General features: G+C 68.9%; 16 protein-coding genes. 14 read left to right on the forward strand and 2 right to left on the reverse strand.

Annotated elements, in window-relative coordinates; genetic code table 11:
* Positions 1–74: 74 nt before the first annotated feature.
* The 12 genes from AKJ08_RS05245 (at position 75) to AKJ08_RS05300 (ending at position 12,224) form a co-directional block, all read left to right on the forward strand.
* Positions 75–2,252, forward strand: a complete 2,178-nt coding sequence (locus AKJ08_RS05245; protein WP_050725097.1) for a choice-of-anchor D domain-containing protein — start codon at positions 75–77, stop codon at positions 2,250–2,252.
* A 28-nt stretch (positions 2,253–2,280) separates the two neighbouring features.
* Positions 2,281–3,111: a PHP domain-containing protein gene (locus AKJ08_RS05250; RefSeq protein ID WP_050725098.1), complete on the forward strand. Its 831-nt coding sequence runs from the start codon at positions 2,281–2,283 to the stop codon at positions 3,109–3,111.
* A gap of 257 nt (positions 3,112–3,368) precedes the next feature.
* Positions 3,369–3,674 carry an NADH-quinone oxidoreductase subunit A gene (locus AKJ08_RS05255; RefSeq protein WP_050725099.1) on the forward strand — a complete coding sequence of 102 codons (306 nt, stop codon included), beginning with the start codon at positions 3,369–3,371 and terminating at the stop codon, positions 3,672–3,674.
* Between the two features lie 34 nt (positions 3,675–3,708).
* Positions 3,709–4,269 carry an NADH-quinone oxidoreductase subunit B gene (locus tag AKJ08_RS05260; protein WP_050725100.1) on the forward strand — a complete coding sequence of 187 codons (561 nt, stop codon included), beginning with the start codon at positions 3,709–3,711 and terminating at the stop codon, positions 4,267–4,269.
* On the forward strand, positions 4,266–4,844 hold the full coding sequence (locus tag AKJ08_RS05265; protein WP_082342732.1) for an NADH-quinone oxidoreductase subunit C: 579 nt from the start codon (positions 4,266–4,268) through the stop codon (positions 4,842–4,844). Before AKJ08_RS05260 ends, AKJ08_RS05265 begins: the two co-directional genes overlap by 4 nt.
* A 39-nt stretch (positions 4,845–4,883) precedes the next feature.
* Positions 4,884–6,110: an NADH-quinone oxidoreductase subunit D gene (locus tag AKJ08_RS05270; RefSeq protein WP_050725101.1), complete on the forward strand. Its 1,227-nt coding sequence runs from the start codon at positions 4,884–4,886 to the stop codon at positions 6,108–6,110.
* Complete coding sequence (locus tag AKJ08_RS05275; RefSeq protein WP_240475443.1) at positions 6,107–7,774, forward strand: NADH-quinone oxidoreductase subunit G; 1,668 nt, start codon at positions 6,107–6,109, stop codon at positions 7,772–7,774. Before AKJ08_RS05270 ends, AKJ08_RS05275 begins: the two co-directional genes overlap by 4 nt.
* Positions 7,775–7,793: 19 nt before the next feature.
* Positions 7,794–9,209, forward strand: coding sequence for a complex I subunit 1/NuoH family protein (locus tag AKJ08_RS05280; RefSeq protein ID WP_050725102.1), 1,416 nt, complete (start codon positions 7,794–7,796; stop codon positions 9,207–9,209).
* A gap of 28 nt (positions 9,210–9,237) precedes the next feature.
* Entirely contained in the window at positions 9,238–9,975 is a 738-nt protein-coding gene (locus AKJ08_RS05285; RefSeq protein ID WP_082342734.1) for a NuoI/complex I 23 kDa subunit family protein, read from the forward strand.
* Between the two features lie 215 nt (positions 9,976–10,190).
* Positions 10,191–10,805, forward strand: coding sequence for a YceI family protein (locus AKJ08_RS05290; protein WP_050725103.1), 615 nt, complete (start codon positions 10,191–10,193; stop codon positions 10,803–10,805).
* A 112-nt stretch (positions 10,806–10,917) separates the two neighbouring features.
* Entirely contained in the window at positions 10,918–11,868 is a 951-nt protein-coding gene (locus tag AKJ08_RS05295) for a PTS transporter subunit EIIC (RefSeq protein ID WP_169788749.1), read from the forward strand.
* Positions 11,754–12,224 (forward strand): PTS transporter subunit EIIC, encoded by a 471-nt coding sequence (locus AKJ08_RS05300; RefSeq protein WP_082342736.1) that lies wholly within the window; start codon positions 11,754–11,756, stop codon positions 12,222–12,224. The genes AKJ08_RS05295 and AKJ08_RS05300 overlap by 115 nt, the downstream gene beginning before the upstream one ends.
* A 19-nt stretch (positions 12,225–12,243) precedes the next feature.
* Here the strand turns inward: AKJ08_RS05300 and AKJ08_RS05305 are convergent, their stop codons facing one another.
* Complete coding sequence (locus tag AKJ08_RS05305; protein WP_050725106.1) at positions 12,244–12,591, reverse strand: SPW repeat domain-containing protein; 348 nt, start codon at positions 12,589–12,591, stop codon at positions 12,244–12,246.
* A gap of 160 nt (positions 12,592–12,751) precedes the next feature.
* Here AKJ08_RS05305 and AKJ08_RS05310 point away from each other — a divergent pair, with 160 nt between their 5' ends.
* Positions 12,752–13,102: a Rieske (2Fe-2S) protein gene (locus AKJ08_RS05310; protein WP_050725107.1), complete on the forward strand. Its 351-nt coding sequence runs from the start codon at positions 12,752–12,754 to the stop codon at positions 13,100–13,102.
* The gene (locus AKJ08_RS05315; protein ID WP_050725108.1) at positions 13,103–13,993 is read left to right on the forward strand and encodes a TIGR02757 family protein; all 891 of its coding nucleotides are present in this window, start codon (positions 13,103–13,105) and stop codon (positions 13,991–13,993) included.
* Between the two features lie 27 nt (positions 13,994–14,020).
* Here AKJ08_RS05315 and AKJ08_RS05320 read toward each other — a convergent pair whose 3' ends face one another.
* On the reverse strand, positions 14,021–15,832 hold the full coding sequence (locus AKJ08_RS05320) for a histone deacetylase family protein (protein WP_205624770.1): 1,812 nt from the start codon (positions 15,830–15,832) through the stop codon (positions 14,021–14,023).
* Positions 15,833–15,843: the final 11 nt, after the last annotated feature.

The raw sequence follows: 15,843 nt of genomic DNA on the forward strand, positions 1-15,843 counted from the left end.
CTCGCCTCGGGTGCTTTACGGCGGCCCACCTCTCTCGTAAGCTGCCCAACCCAGCCGATTTGGAGGAGGCAGCCTTGAAGAAGGGTCTACGTTACGCCGCGGTCGCGGCCCTGTTTTCGCTCCCGTTCGCGGGCTGCAATTGTTCGACTCCCAAATCGGTCGCCTCCCCGGGCGTGCTCGACGTCGAGGAGCCGATTGAACCCGCCTACGGCCTGGTGTGCAACGAGTCGAAGACGGCGAAGACCTACCTGGTGCGGAACCTAGGTCGCTCGTCCCTGAGCGGCGACGTGAAGATCGAGGGCCCGGACGCCGCCTTCTTCAACGCCGACCCCGATACCTTCTCCGTGGGCCCGTCGGGATCGGCCAGCGTGGTGGTCACCTACTCGCCGACGGGGAACGTGTCGGGCAAGAAGCACCGCGCCTCGATCGTCTTCACCTCCACCGGCGGGAACAAGGACTTCCCGCTCGGCGGAGAGGTCTCCACCGTCCCCGTGGCACCGGCCCTCTCCTTCAACTGCGGCGATAGCCTCGACATCTGCGAGTCGGCGGGGATCGGCGTATCCTGCTGCCAGGCCGCGAAGCCCGAGGACAAGCCGGCCACCAAGCACCTGAACTTCGGCAAGATCGCCCTCGGGCAGGTCCGGACGGCCGCGGCCAAGGTCGCGAACCTCGGCTGCGACGACCTCCAGGTCACCAACGTCAAGATCGAGAAGCTTCCCGGCGACAACTGCGGCGACGACGAGGTCAAGGTGAAGGGCTTCTCGAGCTTCACGCTCGTGGGCTCGCCCAAGCCGGAGAGCGTCGCCACGCGGGACGTCGTATTCGAGTTCGCGCCGAACGCGAAGGCGTGCCAGGTGAACCGCAAGTACGTGATCACGACGAACGATCCGGCCGCCCCGGCCGATTCCGCAGCTGCCTCGGGGGTCCTCTCGGGCTCCGCCACTGCGCCCGACCTCGTGATCACGCCCGATCCCGCCGATTTCGGTGGCGTGAGTCAGGGGCAGAGCAAGGACCTCGACCTCCTCGTGCGGAACTCCGGGTCTGAGTCGCTCACGATCTCGAGCATGGAGATCATCGAAGACCCCGCGAACGAGTTTTCGATCGAAGGAATCCATCGCTGCACCACCGATCTCCCCGCGACGAACAACGTGCTGGCTCCGGCCACCGCGGACCCGGATCGGTGCCTCACGGACAAGGTCGAGGTGAAGGTCCGCTACGCGCCCTCCCTCTCCCACTCGGCGAACGCGAAGCTCCGGGTGAACCACCCCGGCGTCGGCAACGGTGCTACCACGGCCGATCTCCTCGGCAAGTCCACTCCCAAGCTCACCACCCATCCCAGCGACATGGTGCTCTTTGCCGCCCCGGGCAACCCGCTGCTGGGCTGCGGCGCCGGCGACGGCATCCACTGCACGGCGCCCAACTGCGCGGACGCCTGCACCACCGACGGCGAATGCGCACCCGGACGCTGCCTCGACGGCGTGTGTGACTTCGGGGCCATGTGCGTGCCGGCCTGCGGCGTCGCCACCCGCACGGTCGCCATCTGCAACGGGGCGAGCGCCGTGGCCGACCTCGTGATCCAGCCGCCGCGGATTCGGAGCAACGTCGGCGACCCCAATCCGCCTGTCGACGGCGACGATCCGGCCAAGCTTCTTTTCACGCTCACCAACAACTGCCCGGGGCGCGCAATCCAGCCCGGCACCTGCTGCAACGAGACGCTGACCTACAACGACTCGCGCTTCGGCGGCACGGTCGCCGCGGAGCTCGTCATCGACAGCAACGACGGGACCGCTGGGGGCCCGGACGGAGGCCCATACGTCCTCCTGCTCCAGGCCCAGTCGCTGGGCAGCAGCCGGATCCCGGTGCCGGACGTGACCGCCCCCTCGAATCCGCAGAAGGACACCTGGGTGAGGCTCGACGGCAGCCCCTCGTCTGTGGGCCTCGGGACGATCACGCAGTACCACTGGCGGCTGATCAAGATCGACAAGACCACCACGTCGCGGCTGCCGATCGGGGGCATCGACCCGAATGATCCGAACCGCAACTGCCCTCCGGACTATAACGGCGGCCAGTGCTTCCGCTTCACCGACGGGAGCCACAAGGCCCTCGAGTTCTTCGCCGACATGCCGGGGCCCGTCCAGTACACCTTCGGCCTCATGGTTGATGGCAGCATCTGCGATCCGGTCTGGACGTCGTTGGACAACGAGGCACGGGTCATCGTGACGATGGCCGCCGCCCCCATCGGCGACAACTGATCCGGGTCACCCCGGCCACGACTCGCTCTTGATCGACCTCCACGCCCACACCACCGCTTCGGACGGCTCCCTCTCTCCGGGGGAGCTGGTCCGCCGGGCGGTGGCGGCTGGTGTCGGAGTCCTCGCGATCACCGATCACGACACCGTGGACGGCGTGGCCGCCGCATCGTCCGCTGCCGCGACGATGGGCCTGCGGATCGTCCCCGGCGTCGAGATCTCCTGCCGCCTGGGCGCCAGAGAGCTCCACATCCTGGGACACTTCCTGGACCCGCAGGATCCGGTCCTCCTCGGCTCCCTCGAGGGCTTCCGCCGCGTGCGGGAGTCCCGGGCGAGGGCGATGATCGATCGGCTCCGGGAGGCAGGCCTCGACCTCCGCTACGAGGAGCTCCTGGCGATCCCCGGGGCCGACGAGGGCAGCCTCGGCAGGCCCCACGTCGCCCGTCTGCTGCTGACCAAGGGGCTGGTCCGGGACTTTCAAGAAGCCTTCGACCGTTGGCTCGTCGAGGGAGCGCCCGGGTGGGTGGAGCGCCCGCTCCCCGAAGCGACCGAGGCGATCGGCCTGATCCGCAGGGCGGGTGGGGCGGCGAGCCTCGCCCATCCGGCGCTCTCGGGCGTCACGGGAGCCGAGCTGATGCAGCTCGCCAGCTTGGGCCTCGCCGGCCTGGAGGTCGATCATCCGCGCCAGGGTACCGAGATCCGCCGGAGCTTGCGGGCGATCGCCGCCTCGCTCGGCCTCGTCGCCACGGCCGGATCCGACTTCCACGGCGAGGGCGGCCGGCCGGGCCAGGAGACGATGTCGAAGGCCGACTTCCGGGCCTACGAACGGGCGGCCGGCGAGCCGGAGGCGAGCAAACGATAAAAGGAGCGTGCCCGCGCGGAGCGCGGCTGAAGAAATGGTCCCGCTTCAGCGGGACCGATTTCTTCACTCGCTCGGAGGGGCTGGAGAGCGTCCAACCCCTTAGTCCGAAAATGGATTTTCGTTGACAGGCATACGGCCCATTTCTATCCTCCGCGCCTCGCAACAGGCCAAGGGTTCGACGCGAGCTAAGGGTGGCTGACGTGGTGCATCTCTCCAGTTGGTTTCCAGTTCTTCTCGTTCTCGCGATCTCCGTGGGGATGGTGGTTCTCCTCACCTTCCTCTCGTGGCTGCTCGGGCCCAAGCGCATGACGGCCATCAAGGCGGAGGCCTTCGAGTGCGGCTCGGAGAGCTCGGGATCCGCACGGCAGCGCTTCGGCGTGAAGTTCTACGTGGTGGCGCTCCTCTTCGTCGTCTTCGACGTCGAGGCCGTCTTCCTCTACCCGTGGGCGGTGCAGTTCAAGGAGCTGTCGTGGTACGGCCTCGCGACGATGAGCGGCTTCCTGTTCACGCTGGCCATGGGTCTGATCTACGTCTGGAAGAAGGGCGCGCTCGAGTGGGAGTAGAGCTTCCCGTCTCCTCGTCCAAGGTGAGCTAGAGATGTCCTCGAATTTCGGCATGGTGACCACCCGCCGCGAGGAGGCCGAGGGCTTCCTGCAGCGGATGGTGTCTCGCGGCCTCGGCTGGGCCCGCAAGTATTCGCTCTTCCAGTACCCGTTCGTGACCGCCTGCTGCGGCATGGAATACATGGCGATCTCGGGCGCGCGCTACGACGTGGCCCGCTTCGGCGCCGAGTTTCCGCGCTTCTCGCCCAGGCAGGCCGACCTGCTCATGGTCGTGGGTACGATCAACCAGAAGCAGGCGCCGATCCTGAAGCGCGTCTACGACCAGATGGCGGAGCCCAAGTGGGTGATCGCCTTCGGCGTCTGCGCCTCGTCCGGCGGCTTCTACGACAACTACGCGGTGCTGCAGGGCATCGACCGGATCATCCCGGTGGACGTCTACATCCCGGGTTGCCCGCCGCGGCCGGAGCAGGTCCTCGACGGCCTGATCCTCCTGCAGGAGAAGATCTCCGCGCAGACCCACAAGCTGATCGACCACGCGCCGCCGGAGATGACCGTCGACGGAAAGCGCGACCTGCTGGCCGGAGGCATGAAGTGAGCGAGAAGGCCCTGCAGCGCGTCGCCGAGAAGTTCCCCGACGCGATCGTCCACGGCTACGCCCAGCACGGCGACGAGACCCTCGTCGTCAAGCGGGAGAGCCTGGTCGACGTGATGCGCTTCTGCCACGACGATCCGGAGCTCGAGCTGAAGATGCCCAGCTCGCTCACCTGCGTCGATTACATCGACGAGAAGCCCCGGTTCGAGCTGGTCTACTCCCTGTACTCGATCACCCTGAAGCACCGCCTTCGGATCAAGGTCCGGGTAGGGGAGGACGATCCCACGGTGCCCAGCGTGATCTCGGTCTACCGGGGGATGAACTTCTGGGAGCGGTACTGCTGGGACATGTACGGCATCCGGTTCACGGACCGTGAAGCCGACATGAAGCGGCTCTGGCTCTACGAGGAGTTCGAGGGCCACCCCCTCCGCAAGGACTATCCCCTCCGCGGACGCCAGGGGCTGATCCCGGAGCTGGACGTCCGCGACATCACCCGCGGCCCCGGACCCGGTCCTGGCTCGGGCCCTGCCGCCCGCGCGGCGGTGGCGCGTCCCTCCCAGCTCCCGATCCTCAAGTAGGCGGCTCGTCCCTCGGATTCCGAAGAGGCATAGAGACTCATGGCGAAGCAGCACGACATTCCGGTGGAGGCGCGCCCCGACATGCTCGAGGCGAAGCTGCCCACCAAGACGATGACCCTGAACATGGGTCCGTCTCATCCGGCGTCCCACGGGACCGTCCGGTTCAACATCGAGCTCGACGGCGAGAACATCGTCAACCTCGATCCCGAGATCGGCTTCCTCCACCGCGGCTTCGAGAAGAGCTGCGAGAACGTGAGCTGGACGCAGTGCCTGCCCTACACGGACCGGCTCAACTACGTCTCCGCGCTCTGCAACAACTTCGGCTTCCTGAGCGCCGTGGAGAAGCTCGCGCAGATCGAGATCCCCGAGCGTGCGAAGTACATCCGCACCCTGGGCGCCGAGCTACACCGGATCTGTGATCACCTCACGGCCACCGGCGCCACCGCCATGGAGCTCGGCGGCTTCTCGGTCTTCTTCTACGCCATCGAGGCCCGCGACCTCCTCTGGGATCGGATCGCGGAGCTGACGGGTGCGCGTCTCACCACCTCCTTCGGCCGCATCGGCGGGGTGGAGCGCGACCTGCCCGAGGGCTGGATCCAGAAGGTGAAGGACACCCTCGACCGGGTGGCCGAGCTCCGCGACGAGGTCGCGTCGATGCTCGTGCACAACCGGATCTTCCTGGATCGCATGAAGGGCACCGGCGTGATCACCGCCGAGGACGCGGTGAACTTCGGCTTCAGCGGCCCCTGCCTGCGCGCCACCGGCATCGACTGGGACATCCGCAAGTCCCAGCCGTACTGGGTCTACGACCGGATGGACTTCAAGGTCCCGCTCGGCACCCACGGTGACAACTTCGACCGCTTCTACCTGCGCATCGACGAGATGAAGGAGTCCGACTCCATCGTCCGCCAGTGCTTCGAGCAGATGCAGCCCGGCCCGACGATGATCGAGGACTGGCGCTATGCGCTGCCCCCGAAGCCGCAGGTCTACTCGACAATCGAGGGCGTGATCGGCCACTTCAAGATCGTCATGGAGGGGATCAAGATCCCCAAGGGCGAGTGCTACGCCTACACCGAGTCGCCGAACGGTGAGCTCGGCTGGTACCTGGTGAGCGACGGCTCGGGCCGTCCGTACAAGGTGCATTGCCGCGCGCCCGGGATCCCGCTCCTCGGCGGCGTCGAGCACATGGTGAAGGGGGCGATCCTCCCCGATCTCATCCCGACCTTCGACACGATCAACATGATCGGCGGAGAGGTGGAGCAGTGAGCGACGAGAAGAAGCCCGTCCAGATGGTGAACGTCACCGTCGACGGCAAGGCCACCAGCGTCCCGGCCGGCACGAACCTCATCGAGGCGGCGAAGACCGTCGGCGTCGAGATCCCGCACTACTGCTACCACGCGGGCCTCTCCATCGCCGCGAACTGCCGCATGTGCATGGTCGAGGTGTCGAACGCGCCTCCGGGCAAGCTCGTCCCCGGCTGCCAGATCCCGGTGGCCGAGGGGCAGAAGATCACCACCGACTCGCCGCGGGTGAAGGATCAGCAGCGGGCGGTGCAGGAGTTCCTCCTCCTCCACCACCCGGTGGACTGCGCCATCTGCGACCAGGCCGGCGAGTGCCGTCTCCAGGACTACTACCAGGAGTACGACTTCAAGCCCTCGCGCCTCGACAGCGCCAAGTGGCTCAAGAACAAGAGGAAGGACCTCGGTCCCCTCATCGTCCTCGACCAGGAGCGGTGCATCATGTGCACCCGCTGCGTGCGCTTCATGGCCGAGGTGGCCGAGGAGCCCGTGCTCGGCGTGTTCGGCCGCGGCACCCGCGAGGTGATCGACACCTTCCCGGGCAAGGTCCTGGACAGCAACTACTCGGGCAACGTGGTCGACCTCTGCCCCGTGGGAGCGCTCCTCAACAAGGACAACCGCTTCCGCGCCCGCTCGTACTTCCTCACGGCGACTCCGTCCCTCTGCTCGGGCTGCTCCCGCGGCTGCAACACCTTCCTGGATCACTTCCAGGGGGTGCCGTACCGCTACCGCCCGCGCGAGAACCAGGACGTCAACCAGTTCTGGATGTGCGATACCGGCCGGCTGAGCTACCACGGCCTCTACGAGAACCGGGTCCACGAGGCCTCGGTCGGCGGCAAGGTCCGTCCGGCTGGCGAGGCGCTCGACGCTGCCGCCCGGCAGCTGGGGGAGCTCGCCGGCTCGAAGCAGCTCACGGTCGTGGTCTCGCCCGTGCTCTCCCTCGAGGACGCGCTGGCCGTGATGCTCCTCGCCAAGGAGGGGCTCAAGGTCTCCGAGGTCTTCGTCTCGGGCCGCGCGAACGACGCTGGCGACGACTTCCTCCTCCGCGAGGATCGCAACCCGAACCGCAAGGGTGTCGAGCTGGCCGCCGCCGCCTTCGGCCTCGCGCTCCGCTCCTTCGCCGACCTCACGAAGACCAGGCCCCAGGGCGTGCTCCTCGCCGGCGTGGACGTCCCCGCCGACGAGGCCTCCGTCGCCTCGTGGCTCGCCGGTGCCAAGACGGTGGTGGCCCTCGCCGCCAACGACACCCCGGTGGCCAAGGCCGCCGGCGTGGTCCTTCCGCTCGCCACCCACGCGGAAGGGGACGGCACCTTCGTGAGCTTCGAGGGACGCGCCCAGCGCTTCCTCCCCGCGATCCCCGCCGTGGGCGCCTCGCGGGCGGCCTGGCATTGGGCCGCTGCGCTCCTCGGCGAGCTCGGCTTCTCGCATCGCTTCGCCTCCGCCGGCGAGGCCTTCGCGGAGCTCTCCAAGAGGCTCCCCGCTGGCGCTCTCGGCGACTTCGATTGGACCAAGGTTCCCCGCACGATGACCAAGGGCGTGACCCCGCTCACCGGCGGCACCGTCGACGGCCGCCCGCCGGGATGGCGGGAGCTCATTCCGCTTCGCACCCCCGCCGGCACGTCGGCTGCCTAGGTAGAAGGACTCGGATCTCATGCGTGCAGCCCAGATCTCGGCAATCATCCTCGGCATCGTCGGCCTGATGGCCGGCGCCGTCGCGGCCTTCTACCTCCTGGCGGGCGCCCTCGGCGTCGTCGCCCAGGCGGCCCTCGGGGCCGACGCGGCCTACATCGGCGTGGCCGTCGCCAACGCCATCACCCTGCTCCTCGTGGTGGTGATGGTGATCGCGTCGATGCTCACCCTGGCCGAGCGCAAGTGGTCGGCGCTGATGCAGGATCGCATCGGCCCCAACCGCGCCCGCTTCGGCCTCCCGGGCCTGAAGAACCAGTCCCTCGCGGGCCTGCCGCACTTCCTCGCCGACGGCATCAAGATGCTGACGAAGGAAGACTTCATCCCGAAGGACGCGTCGAAGCTCCTCTTCACGCTGGCGCCGATGCTCGGCTTCGGCTCGGTCTTCGTGCTCTTCACCGTCGTGCCGATGGCGCCGGTGATCTCGGCCGCCGAGCTCCCGGGCATCGCGGGGATGGCCTCCGCCATGGGCGTGTCGGCCGCCTTCCCGGTCTCGCTCCACGTGGCGCCGAACCTCGAGATCGGCCTGCTCTTCCTCTTCGCCTTCGCGTCGATCGCCGTCTACGGCACCTCCCTCGCCGGCTGGGCCTCGAACAACCGCTTCGCCCTCCTGGGCGGCGTCCGCGGCGCGGCGCAGATGATCGCGTACGAGGTCTCCCTCGGGATGTCGCTCGTCGGCGCGATGATGATCTTCGGCACCCTCCAGCTCGAGGGCATGACCGCGGCCCAGAGCGCCGGTATCTTCGGTGGCGCGCTCCCGGCCTGGGGCATCTTCCTCCAGCCCATGGGCTTCCTGCTCTTCTTCACCGCCTCGCTGGCGGAGACGAAGCGCGCGCCCTTCGACGCGCCCGAGGGCGAGTCCGAGATCGTCGGCTACTTCGTCGAGTACTCGGGCATGCGCTTCGGCATGTTCATGATCTCCGAGTTCGTCGAGATCGTGGTGCTCTCCGGCGTCACGGCTGCCATCTTCCTCGGCGGCTTCCACATGCCGTTCCCGCCGTCCTGGGGCGTGGACGCGTGGCTCGCGGCGAAGGCCGGCGGCTTCGGTCTCGCGGTGGCGCAGGGCCTCACCTTCCTCCTGAAGGTGGTCGCGCTCTGCTGGGTGCAGCTCACCATCCGCTGGACGATGACGCGCTTCCGCTACGACCAGATCCAGACGCTCGGCTGGAAGATCCTCCTGCCGCTCGCCCTCGGAAACATCGTCGTCACCGCCGTGCTCCTGCTCCTCGATCAGTCCCTCGACACCCTCGCGATCGTCGGCATCGCGGAGCTCGTGCTCCTCATCGGCCTCACCGCCCTCTATCCGGTGAAGCGGCCCACCTCGGTGCGCTTCAGCGGGCAGGGCGCGGCGGCACCCGTGGTCTCGGGCCACGGTCACTGATTCGTTTTTCCCTGGAGACGGTCTAGAGATGGCCCACGATCCTCACCACGACCAGCAGCCGGAGACGACGTTCGCCGACTCCGCTGGGCTCACGTGGTACCAGCGGCTCTTCGTGCCCGAGCTGCTTCGCGGCCTCGCCGTGACGAGCCGGCACTTCATCAAGAACCTCTTCGGCGCCCGCGACGCGAGCCCCGAGGTGGTCTACCGGAAGCGCGAGCTCGGCAACACGGTCGCCACGGTGCAGTACCCGGAGGAGCGGATCCCGTATCCCCCCGGCTACCGCGGCCTCCATCGCCTGGTCCCCCGGGACGACGGCAAGCCCCGCTGCGTCGCCTGCTACATGTGCGCGACGGTCTGCCCGGCGCAGTGCATCTACATCGAGGCGTCCGAGTACAGCGACGATCCGATCGAGAAGTTCCCGACCTCGTTCGTGATCGACGAGCTCCGCTGCATCGTCTGCGGACTCTGCGTGGAGGCGTGCCCCAAGGACGCCATCCGCATGGACACCTACGTCCACACGCCGCCCGAGTACTCGCGCGAGGGCTTCATCTACCCGATCGAGCGCCTCCTCAAGGGGCCGGCGGTGTCGTACCCCTCGGATCCCTGGGTGAAGCGCGAGGACTCCTCGCAGCCCAAGGACGCGCACTTCCCGCTCCACGGCCTGGCCGAGCACTCGACCGAGGCCGTCTCGGCGAAGGCGAAAGTTCAGCAGGGCGAGAACCACCCGCAGCAGCCGCAGTTCGCCGAGAGCGACTTCCGCAAGTAGGCGTGCGGAGCACATCGAGTCCGCTTCGCTCGGGCTCGACCTTCTGCGCATCGACGGGCCCTTCGGGGCCCGTTGTCGTTCCGGCGACCGCGCTGGGGGGATTGTGGCGCGCGGCTGCGACCAAATCCGGGGCCGCGCATCCAAGGCGCCGGTTTACTGCTCCATCCCCCGAACGCCCCTTCCGCCCCGGCGGAGGAGCAAGAAAGGATCCCCCGATGTCGAAGATCCTCACCAGCGTGCTGGCCGCCGCGGCGATGTCCCTCCCCGCTCTCGCGATGGCCGCCGACTACCAGATCGACACCTCGCACTCGAACGCGAGCTTCAAGGTCCGCCACATGATGGTGTCGACCGTCCAGGGCGAGTTCGGCAAGCTGACCGGGACCGCGAGCTACGACCCCAAGAACCCCGAGAAGATCGCCATCGACGCGGTGATCGACGCGACGACCATCAACACCCGCGAGCCGAAGCGGGACGCCCACCTCAAGAGCCCCGACTTCTTCGACGTCGAGAAGCACCCCACGCTCACCTTCAAGTCGAAGAGCGCCAAGGCCAAGGGGCCTGGCAAGCTCGAGGTGACCGGCGATCTCACCATGCACGGCGTCACCAAGCCGGTGACCTTCCTCGTGGAGGGCCTCGATCAGGAGGTCACGGATCCCTGGGGCGGCTCCCGGCTCGGCGGGACAGCGACGACCAAGATCAACCGCAAGGACTTCGGCCTCAATTGGAACAAGGCCCTCGAGGCGGGCGGCGTGATGGTCAGCGACGAGGTCTCCATCACCGTGGACGTCGAGCTCGTGAAGCAGGCTCCCGCCAAGTCCGCGGAGAAGTAGGCGCGTTCCACAACCATCGAATCGACGGCGGCGGCTCGCGAACGGGCCGCCGTTCGTCGTCTCGGGCCTCGAGACTGGCGCGAGACGCCGACCTCCTGGCAGCATGGCGTCCATGATCGAACAGGCGGCGCCCCTCGGGACCTGGAGAACACGCCTCGCCGCTGTAAGCGACGCCCTCGCCCGGCAGCGCCACCTCGCGGCGGCGCGCGACGGCGTGGTGGCGACGCTGCCGCTGGTGCTCATCGGCTCGGCCTTCCTCCTCCTCGCCCAGGCGCCGTTCCCCGCGCTGCAGGAGCGGCTGGCGCCGATGCAGGGCACGCTCCTCGCTCCCTATCGGATGCTGGCGGGCCTCGTTTCCGTCTTCGTCTGCTTCGGCACCGCGCGATCGCTCGCGAGGAGCCTGGGCCTGGACGAGCTCGGCGCCGCCCTCGTCGCGGTCGCGTCCTTCTTCGTCGCCGTGGGCGCCGCGCCCCTCGAGGCCGGCGGCTGGGGCCTCGCGGCCGATCGCCTCGGCGCAGGTGGACTCTTCGCGGCGCTGGCGATCGCCATGGGCTCGGTCGAGCTGCAGCGGTTCGTCGCAGGGCGGAGCTGGACCATCCGGCTGCCGCCCTCGGTGCCCGAGGCGATCGGGAAGAGCTTCGCCTCCATCGTGCCCGGCTTCGCGAGCGTGACCGCCATGTGGCTCGTGGTCCACGTGGCGGGCGTCGACCTCGTCGGCATCCTCGCGGGCCTGGTCCAGCCCCTCATCGGCGCCACCGACTCGCTCCCGGGCGTGCTCGCGCTCTGCCTGGTGGACAGCGCCATGTGGCTCATCGGCGTCCATCCCCTCGCGATCCTGGCCGCGGTGAAGCCGCTCTGGCTCTCGATGCTCACCGAGAACATGTCCGCCGCGGCCGCTGGCGCACCGCTCCCGCACGTGGCCACCCGCGAGCTCTTCGTCTGGTTCGTGTGGCAGGGGGATCCGGCGGCACGCTCGCCGCGGCGCTGCTGCTGCTTCGCGCGAAGAGCGCCTCGCTGCGAGCGGTGGGGCGCCTGGGGATCGTCCCGTCCCTCTTCAACGTGAACGAGCCGATCTTGTTTGGGCTCCCGATCGTGCTGAACCCGCGGCTGGCGATCCCCTTCGTGCTCACGCCGATCCTCGGCGCGACCGTCGCCTTCACCGCCATGAGCGCCGGCCTGGTGGCCAGGCCGAGGCTCGACGTCCTCTGGACCCTCCCGGCCCCGGTGGGCGCCTTCCTCTCCACCGGAGGCGATCCGGCGGCGCTGATCCTCCAGCTCGTGAACCTGGCGATCGGCGCCGTGGTCTGGTGGCCCTTCCTCCGGCGCTACGACGCTTCGCTGCTCGCTCGGGAAGGCGGGATCCCGCCGGAAGCCGCGGAGACGGAAGCGGTCGGTCCGTCGATCGCGCTCCAGCCCTGATCGATCCGCGTCCGGGGCGTCACGCCGGGCGGACCTTCCGGTGATGGCCGAGGACGCCGGGGTGGCGACGGCCCTCTGCCACCAGCGAGAAGAGGAAGATCAGGATCGCGACCACAGCGTTGTTCCACTGGGTCCCCGACGTGGCGCCGGGCAGCACCCACACCGAGATGAAGAGCCAGATGGCCAACGCGGTGTTGACGTATTTCGCGCCTGGCACCGCGAGGGCGATCGAGGCGACGACGACGGTGGCGATACCGATGATCCACGTGTTGCTGAGCTGCGCCGGGCCGTGCGGCCAGATGAAGGCCGAGATGAACAGCCAGATTCCAAGGACGATGTTCGCGATGCGCGCGCCGATCGGCGACATGGCAATCCCTCCGATTCCCCCAGCACCCGAAAGATGACCTCGATCGGGCAGGGGTGGAAGTCGGCGAGGGGCCAGACCGGCTCGGGAGCGAGCGGGGCCTCGGCCTTCCATCGGCCAGAATTGGACGGAGAAGTCCGGGTTCCACGGCTACAATGTCCGGATGGCAACGAATTCGACGCTCGTACGGCTGGGAACGCCCGACCTCGCGGAGGGTGAGCTGAGAGGCTACGAGCCGGAAGGCGGGCGGCTCGTCTGCCTGGCGAAGGTGGACGGCGCCTACCTGGCGGTCGACGATTGGTGCAACCACGCCGGCTGCCTGCTCTCCGCCGGATGGATCGAGCGCCGGGAGGGGCGGCCCATGGTCGTCTGCCCCTGCCACGAGATCGGCTTCGATCTGGAGACCGGAAAGAACCTCGTCGCCCCGGAGATCTGCGGCGACCAGCAGGCGTTCCGGGTGGTGGAGGAGGGCGGGATCCTCTTCGCCGAGATCGCGGAGCGCGAGGAGCGATAGATGCTCTCCGCCTCCCGCGCACCACGGCTCAAGGCCGTCCTCGATCCCTACCTGGACGCTTTCGACGGGAAGGCGCGCGTGGGCTTCGATCCGGTCGAGCTCCCGAGGCGCTTCTCCGATCCGGCCGATCAGGAGGTGGTCGGCCTCGTCTCCGCGGGCCTGGCCTACGGCAGGGCCGATCTCTTCCGGCCCAAGCTCTTCGGGATCCTCGAGATCCTGGGCGGCTCGCCCGCCGCCTTCGTCCGCGACTTCGATCCGGCCAGGGACGGCCACCTCTTCGCGGGCTTCTCCTACCGTTTCAACCTCCCCGCCGACCTCGGCGCGCTGCTCGCCGGCGCCGGCGCCTTCGTCCGGCGGCACGGCTCCCTCGGCCGCTTCTTCGCCGGAGAGCTCGCGCGATCCGGGGGCGAGCTCCGTCCCGCGCTCTCGGCATTCTCTCTGGCGATTCGGGAGGAGGGGGCGGCGCGGGTCGCCGGGCACATGGGGCCCACCCGCGCCCTCGAGCACCTCCTCGCCCATCCCGCGAAGGGCGGCGCGTGCAAGAGGCTCCTGCTCTACCTCCGGTGGATGGTCCGCCGCGACGACGTGGACCTCGGCGCGTGGGAGGGTCTCGTGCCTCGCTCCGCGCTCCTGATGCCGGTCGACACCCACATCATGCGGATCGCGCGACTGCTCGGGCTCACCTCGCGAAACGATCTCTCGTGGCGCACCTCGGAGGAGATCACCGCGTCGCTGCGCCTCGTCGATCCCGACGATCCGGTCCGCTACGACTTCGCCCTCTGCCACCTCGGGATGAGCGGAGCCTGTCCCGCCCGTCGCGTGACCGAGCACTGCCTGCGCTGCCCGCTCCGGAAGGAGTGCTCCGCCGGCCGTCGACTTCGGGTCGCCTAGGCCTTCACTTTCGGTTGGGGGTCGAGCTCAGCGCCGATTCGTCTCGGTGGGCCGATTCGCCGCGGCGCCATGCGCGGGCTTCCGAGAGGCCTCCTGCCCGGCGTGAGCGCCCGCCCACAAGCCGGAGAAGAACCGCCTCGCGTTCGTCCCGAGCACGCGGGTGTCGTAGCCGCCCTCCTGGACGACCACGGTGGGGATGCCCAGCACGCCGATCATCCTGCCGTTCGCCTCGAAGTCCTTGGCGCCCAGCGCCCAGGAGCCGGTGGGATCGCCCTTCGCCGTGTCGAGGCCGAGCGCCACCACGAGGAACGCAGGCCGATGGCCGCGGATCCGCCGGAGCGCCCGCTCCAGGACCAGCCGGAATCCCGTCCCGTCCACCGTCTCGCGGAGGGCGTAGTTCACATTGTAGCCGAGGCCGTCGCCCCGGCCGCGCTCCTCGGGGAAGCCGCTGAAGTAGGGATACGCCTCCCGCGGGTGGGCGTGGATCGAGAGGGTCAGCACGTCCGGCCTCTCGTAGAAGATGTCCTGCTGGCCGTTGCCGTGGTGGTAGTCGACGTCGAGGATCGCCACCTTGCCGTGGTGCGACAGGTACTCGGCGGCGATCGCCGTCGAGTTCAGGTAGCAGAAGCCGCCGAACGACCGCCGCTCCGCGTGATGCCCCGGGGGGCGCACCAGCGCGTAGGAGAGCCGCCGTCCCCGAAGGAGCTCGTCGGCGGCGCTGAGCGCACAGTCCACGGCGCGGCGCGAGGCGAGCCACGCGGCCCGGGCCAGGGGCGTGAAGGTGTCGATGCAGTAGTAGCCCGCGCGGACGGCGAGGTCGCGGGGCGGGCGCGCCGCGTTCCGGATCGGGAAGACGTACGGGTAGATCGGCTGGTCGCTCAGCTTCAGGCAGACCCGGCGCAGATATTCGAGGAAGTCGCGGTCGTGGACCGCCTCCACGTGGCGATCGCCGAAGTGGCGGACCGACATCGGCTCGAAGAGGCCGGAGGCGTCGAGCTGCCGGCGGATCGAGCGGATCCGAACCGGGGACTCCACGTAGCCCCGCTCGCGCACGTGGTGGATCGAGTGCTCCTCGTTCACGAGGAGGGCGATCCGCTCGTCCGCCGGGATCGCCGGCTCCGGCCGGATCGCCGGCGCGACGCTCACGTAGCGGGGTGGCCGCAGCCGCACCGGGTCGTCGCGAAAGGAGGCGACCACCATCTCGACGTATTCGCGGGGGCAGAGCGCGCCGTACTTCCGCTCCAGGATCGCCCGGACCACGGACCGCGCCGTCGAGGCGGCCAGGGGCTTGCCGCTGCCGAGGTCGTCGAAGACGAGGTAGGGCGGGTCGGTGTCACCGGGCGTGAGCGGCGTCTCGTACGCCGTCTCCGTGAGGGGCCTCGCGCCGAAGCGCTCGTAGAAGCGGAGCCTCCGCACGTTCTCGGCGCGGGTCACCGGATTCGGGGAGAGGGCGGGCTCGTCGGGCAGGCACTCGAAGAAGAGGCCGTCGCATCCGAGAGCGAGCGCCTCCTCCCGCAGGCGCTGGTAGAGCGCGCCGCCGATCCCGCTCCCGGTCCGATGCGCCGCCGCCGAGATGAAGTCCAGGAAGCAGAAGCCGAGGTCCGGCGCGTGGAGGAGGAGCCCGAAGCCCTTCACCCGGCCGCGGGAGTCGTCCGCCACGAAGAGGATCGAGCGGAATCGGTATTTCAGGGGATTGCGCAGCATCTCCGGCAGGCTCTCCGAGTCCGAGGCCGGCGCGGAGGGGAACTGCGCCCGGAGGATGTGCTGGACCTGCGCAATCGCGTTCCGGTTGCTCTGGAGGACATCGTCGTGGATGCGGCGGATCCGGAACATGGGCATAGGCAAGTCCG

Origin of the sequence: Vulgatibacter incomptus, from assembly GCF_001263175.1 — a bacterium.
Classification (GTDB): domain Bacteria; phylum Myxococcota; class Myxococcia; order Myxococcales; family Vulgatibacteraceae; genus Vulgatibacter; species Vulgatibacter incomptus.

Excerpts from the sequence above, each read along its gene's own strand:
- AKJ08_RS05290 (WP_050725103.1), top strand. The coding sequence starts at position 10,191 with ATGTCGAAGATCCTCACCAGCGTGCTGGCCGCCGCGGCGATGTCCCTC.
- AKJ08_RS05280 (WP_050725102.1), top strand. The coding sequence starts at position 7,794 with ATGCGTGCAGCCCAGATCTCGGCAATCATCCTCGGCATCGTCGGCCTG.
- AKJ08_RS05295 (WP_169788749.1), top strand. The coding sequence starts at position 10,918 with ATGATCGAACAGGCGGCGCCCCTCGGGACCTGGAGAACACGCCTCGCC.
- AKJ08_RS05310 (WP_050725107.1), top strand. The coding sequence starts at position 12,752 with ATGGCAACGAATTCGACGCTCGTACGGCTGGGAACGCCCGACCTCGCG.
- AKJ08_RS05260 (WP_050725100.1), top strand. The coding sequence starts at position 3,709 with ATGTCCTCGAATTTCGGCATGGTGACCACCCGCCGCGAGGAGGCCGAG.
- AKJ08_RS05315 (WP_050725108.1), top strand. The coding sequence starts at position 13,103 with ATGCTCTCCGCCTCCCGCGCACCACGGCTCAAGGCCGTCCTCGATCCC.
- AKJ08_RS05305 (WP_050725106.1), bottom strand. The coding sequence starts at position 12,591 with ATGTCGCCGATCGGCGCGCGCATCGCGAACATCGTCCTTGGAATCTGG.
- AKJ08_RS05320 (WP_205624770.1), bottom strand. The coding sequence starts at position 15,832 with ATGCCCATGTTCCGGATCCGCCGCATCCACGACGATGTCCTCCAGAGC.
- AKJ08_RS05270 (WP_050725101.1), top strand. The coding sequence starts at position 4,884 with ATGGCGAAGCAGCACGACATTCCGGTGGAGGCGCGCCCCGACATGCTC.
- AKJ08_RS05255 (WP_050725099.1), top strand. The coding sequence starts at position 3,369 with ATGGTGGTTCTCCTCACCTTCCTCTCGTGGCTGCTCGGGCCCAAGCGC.
- AKJ08_RS05285 (WP_082342734.1), top strand. The coding sequence starts at position 9,238 with ATGGCCCACGATCCTCACCACGACCAGCAGCCGGAGACGACGTTCGCC.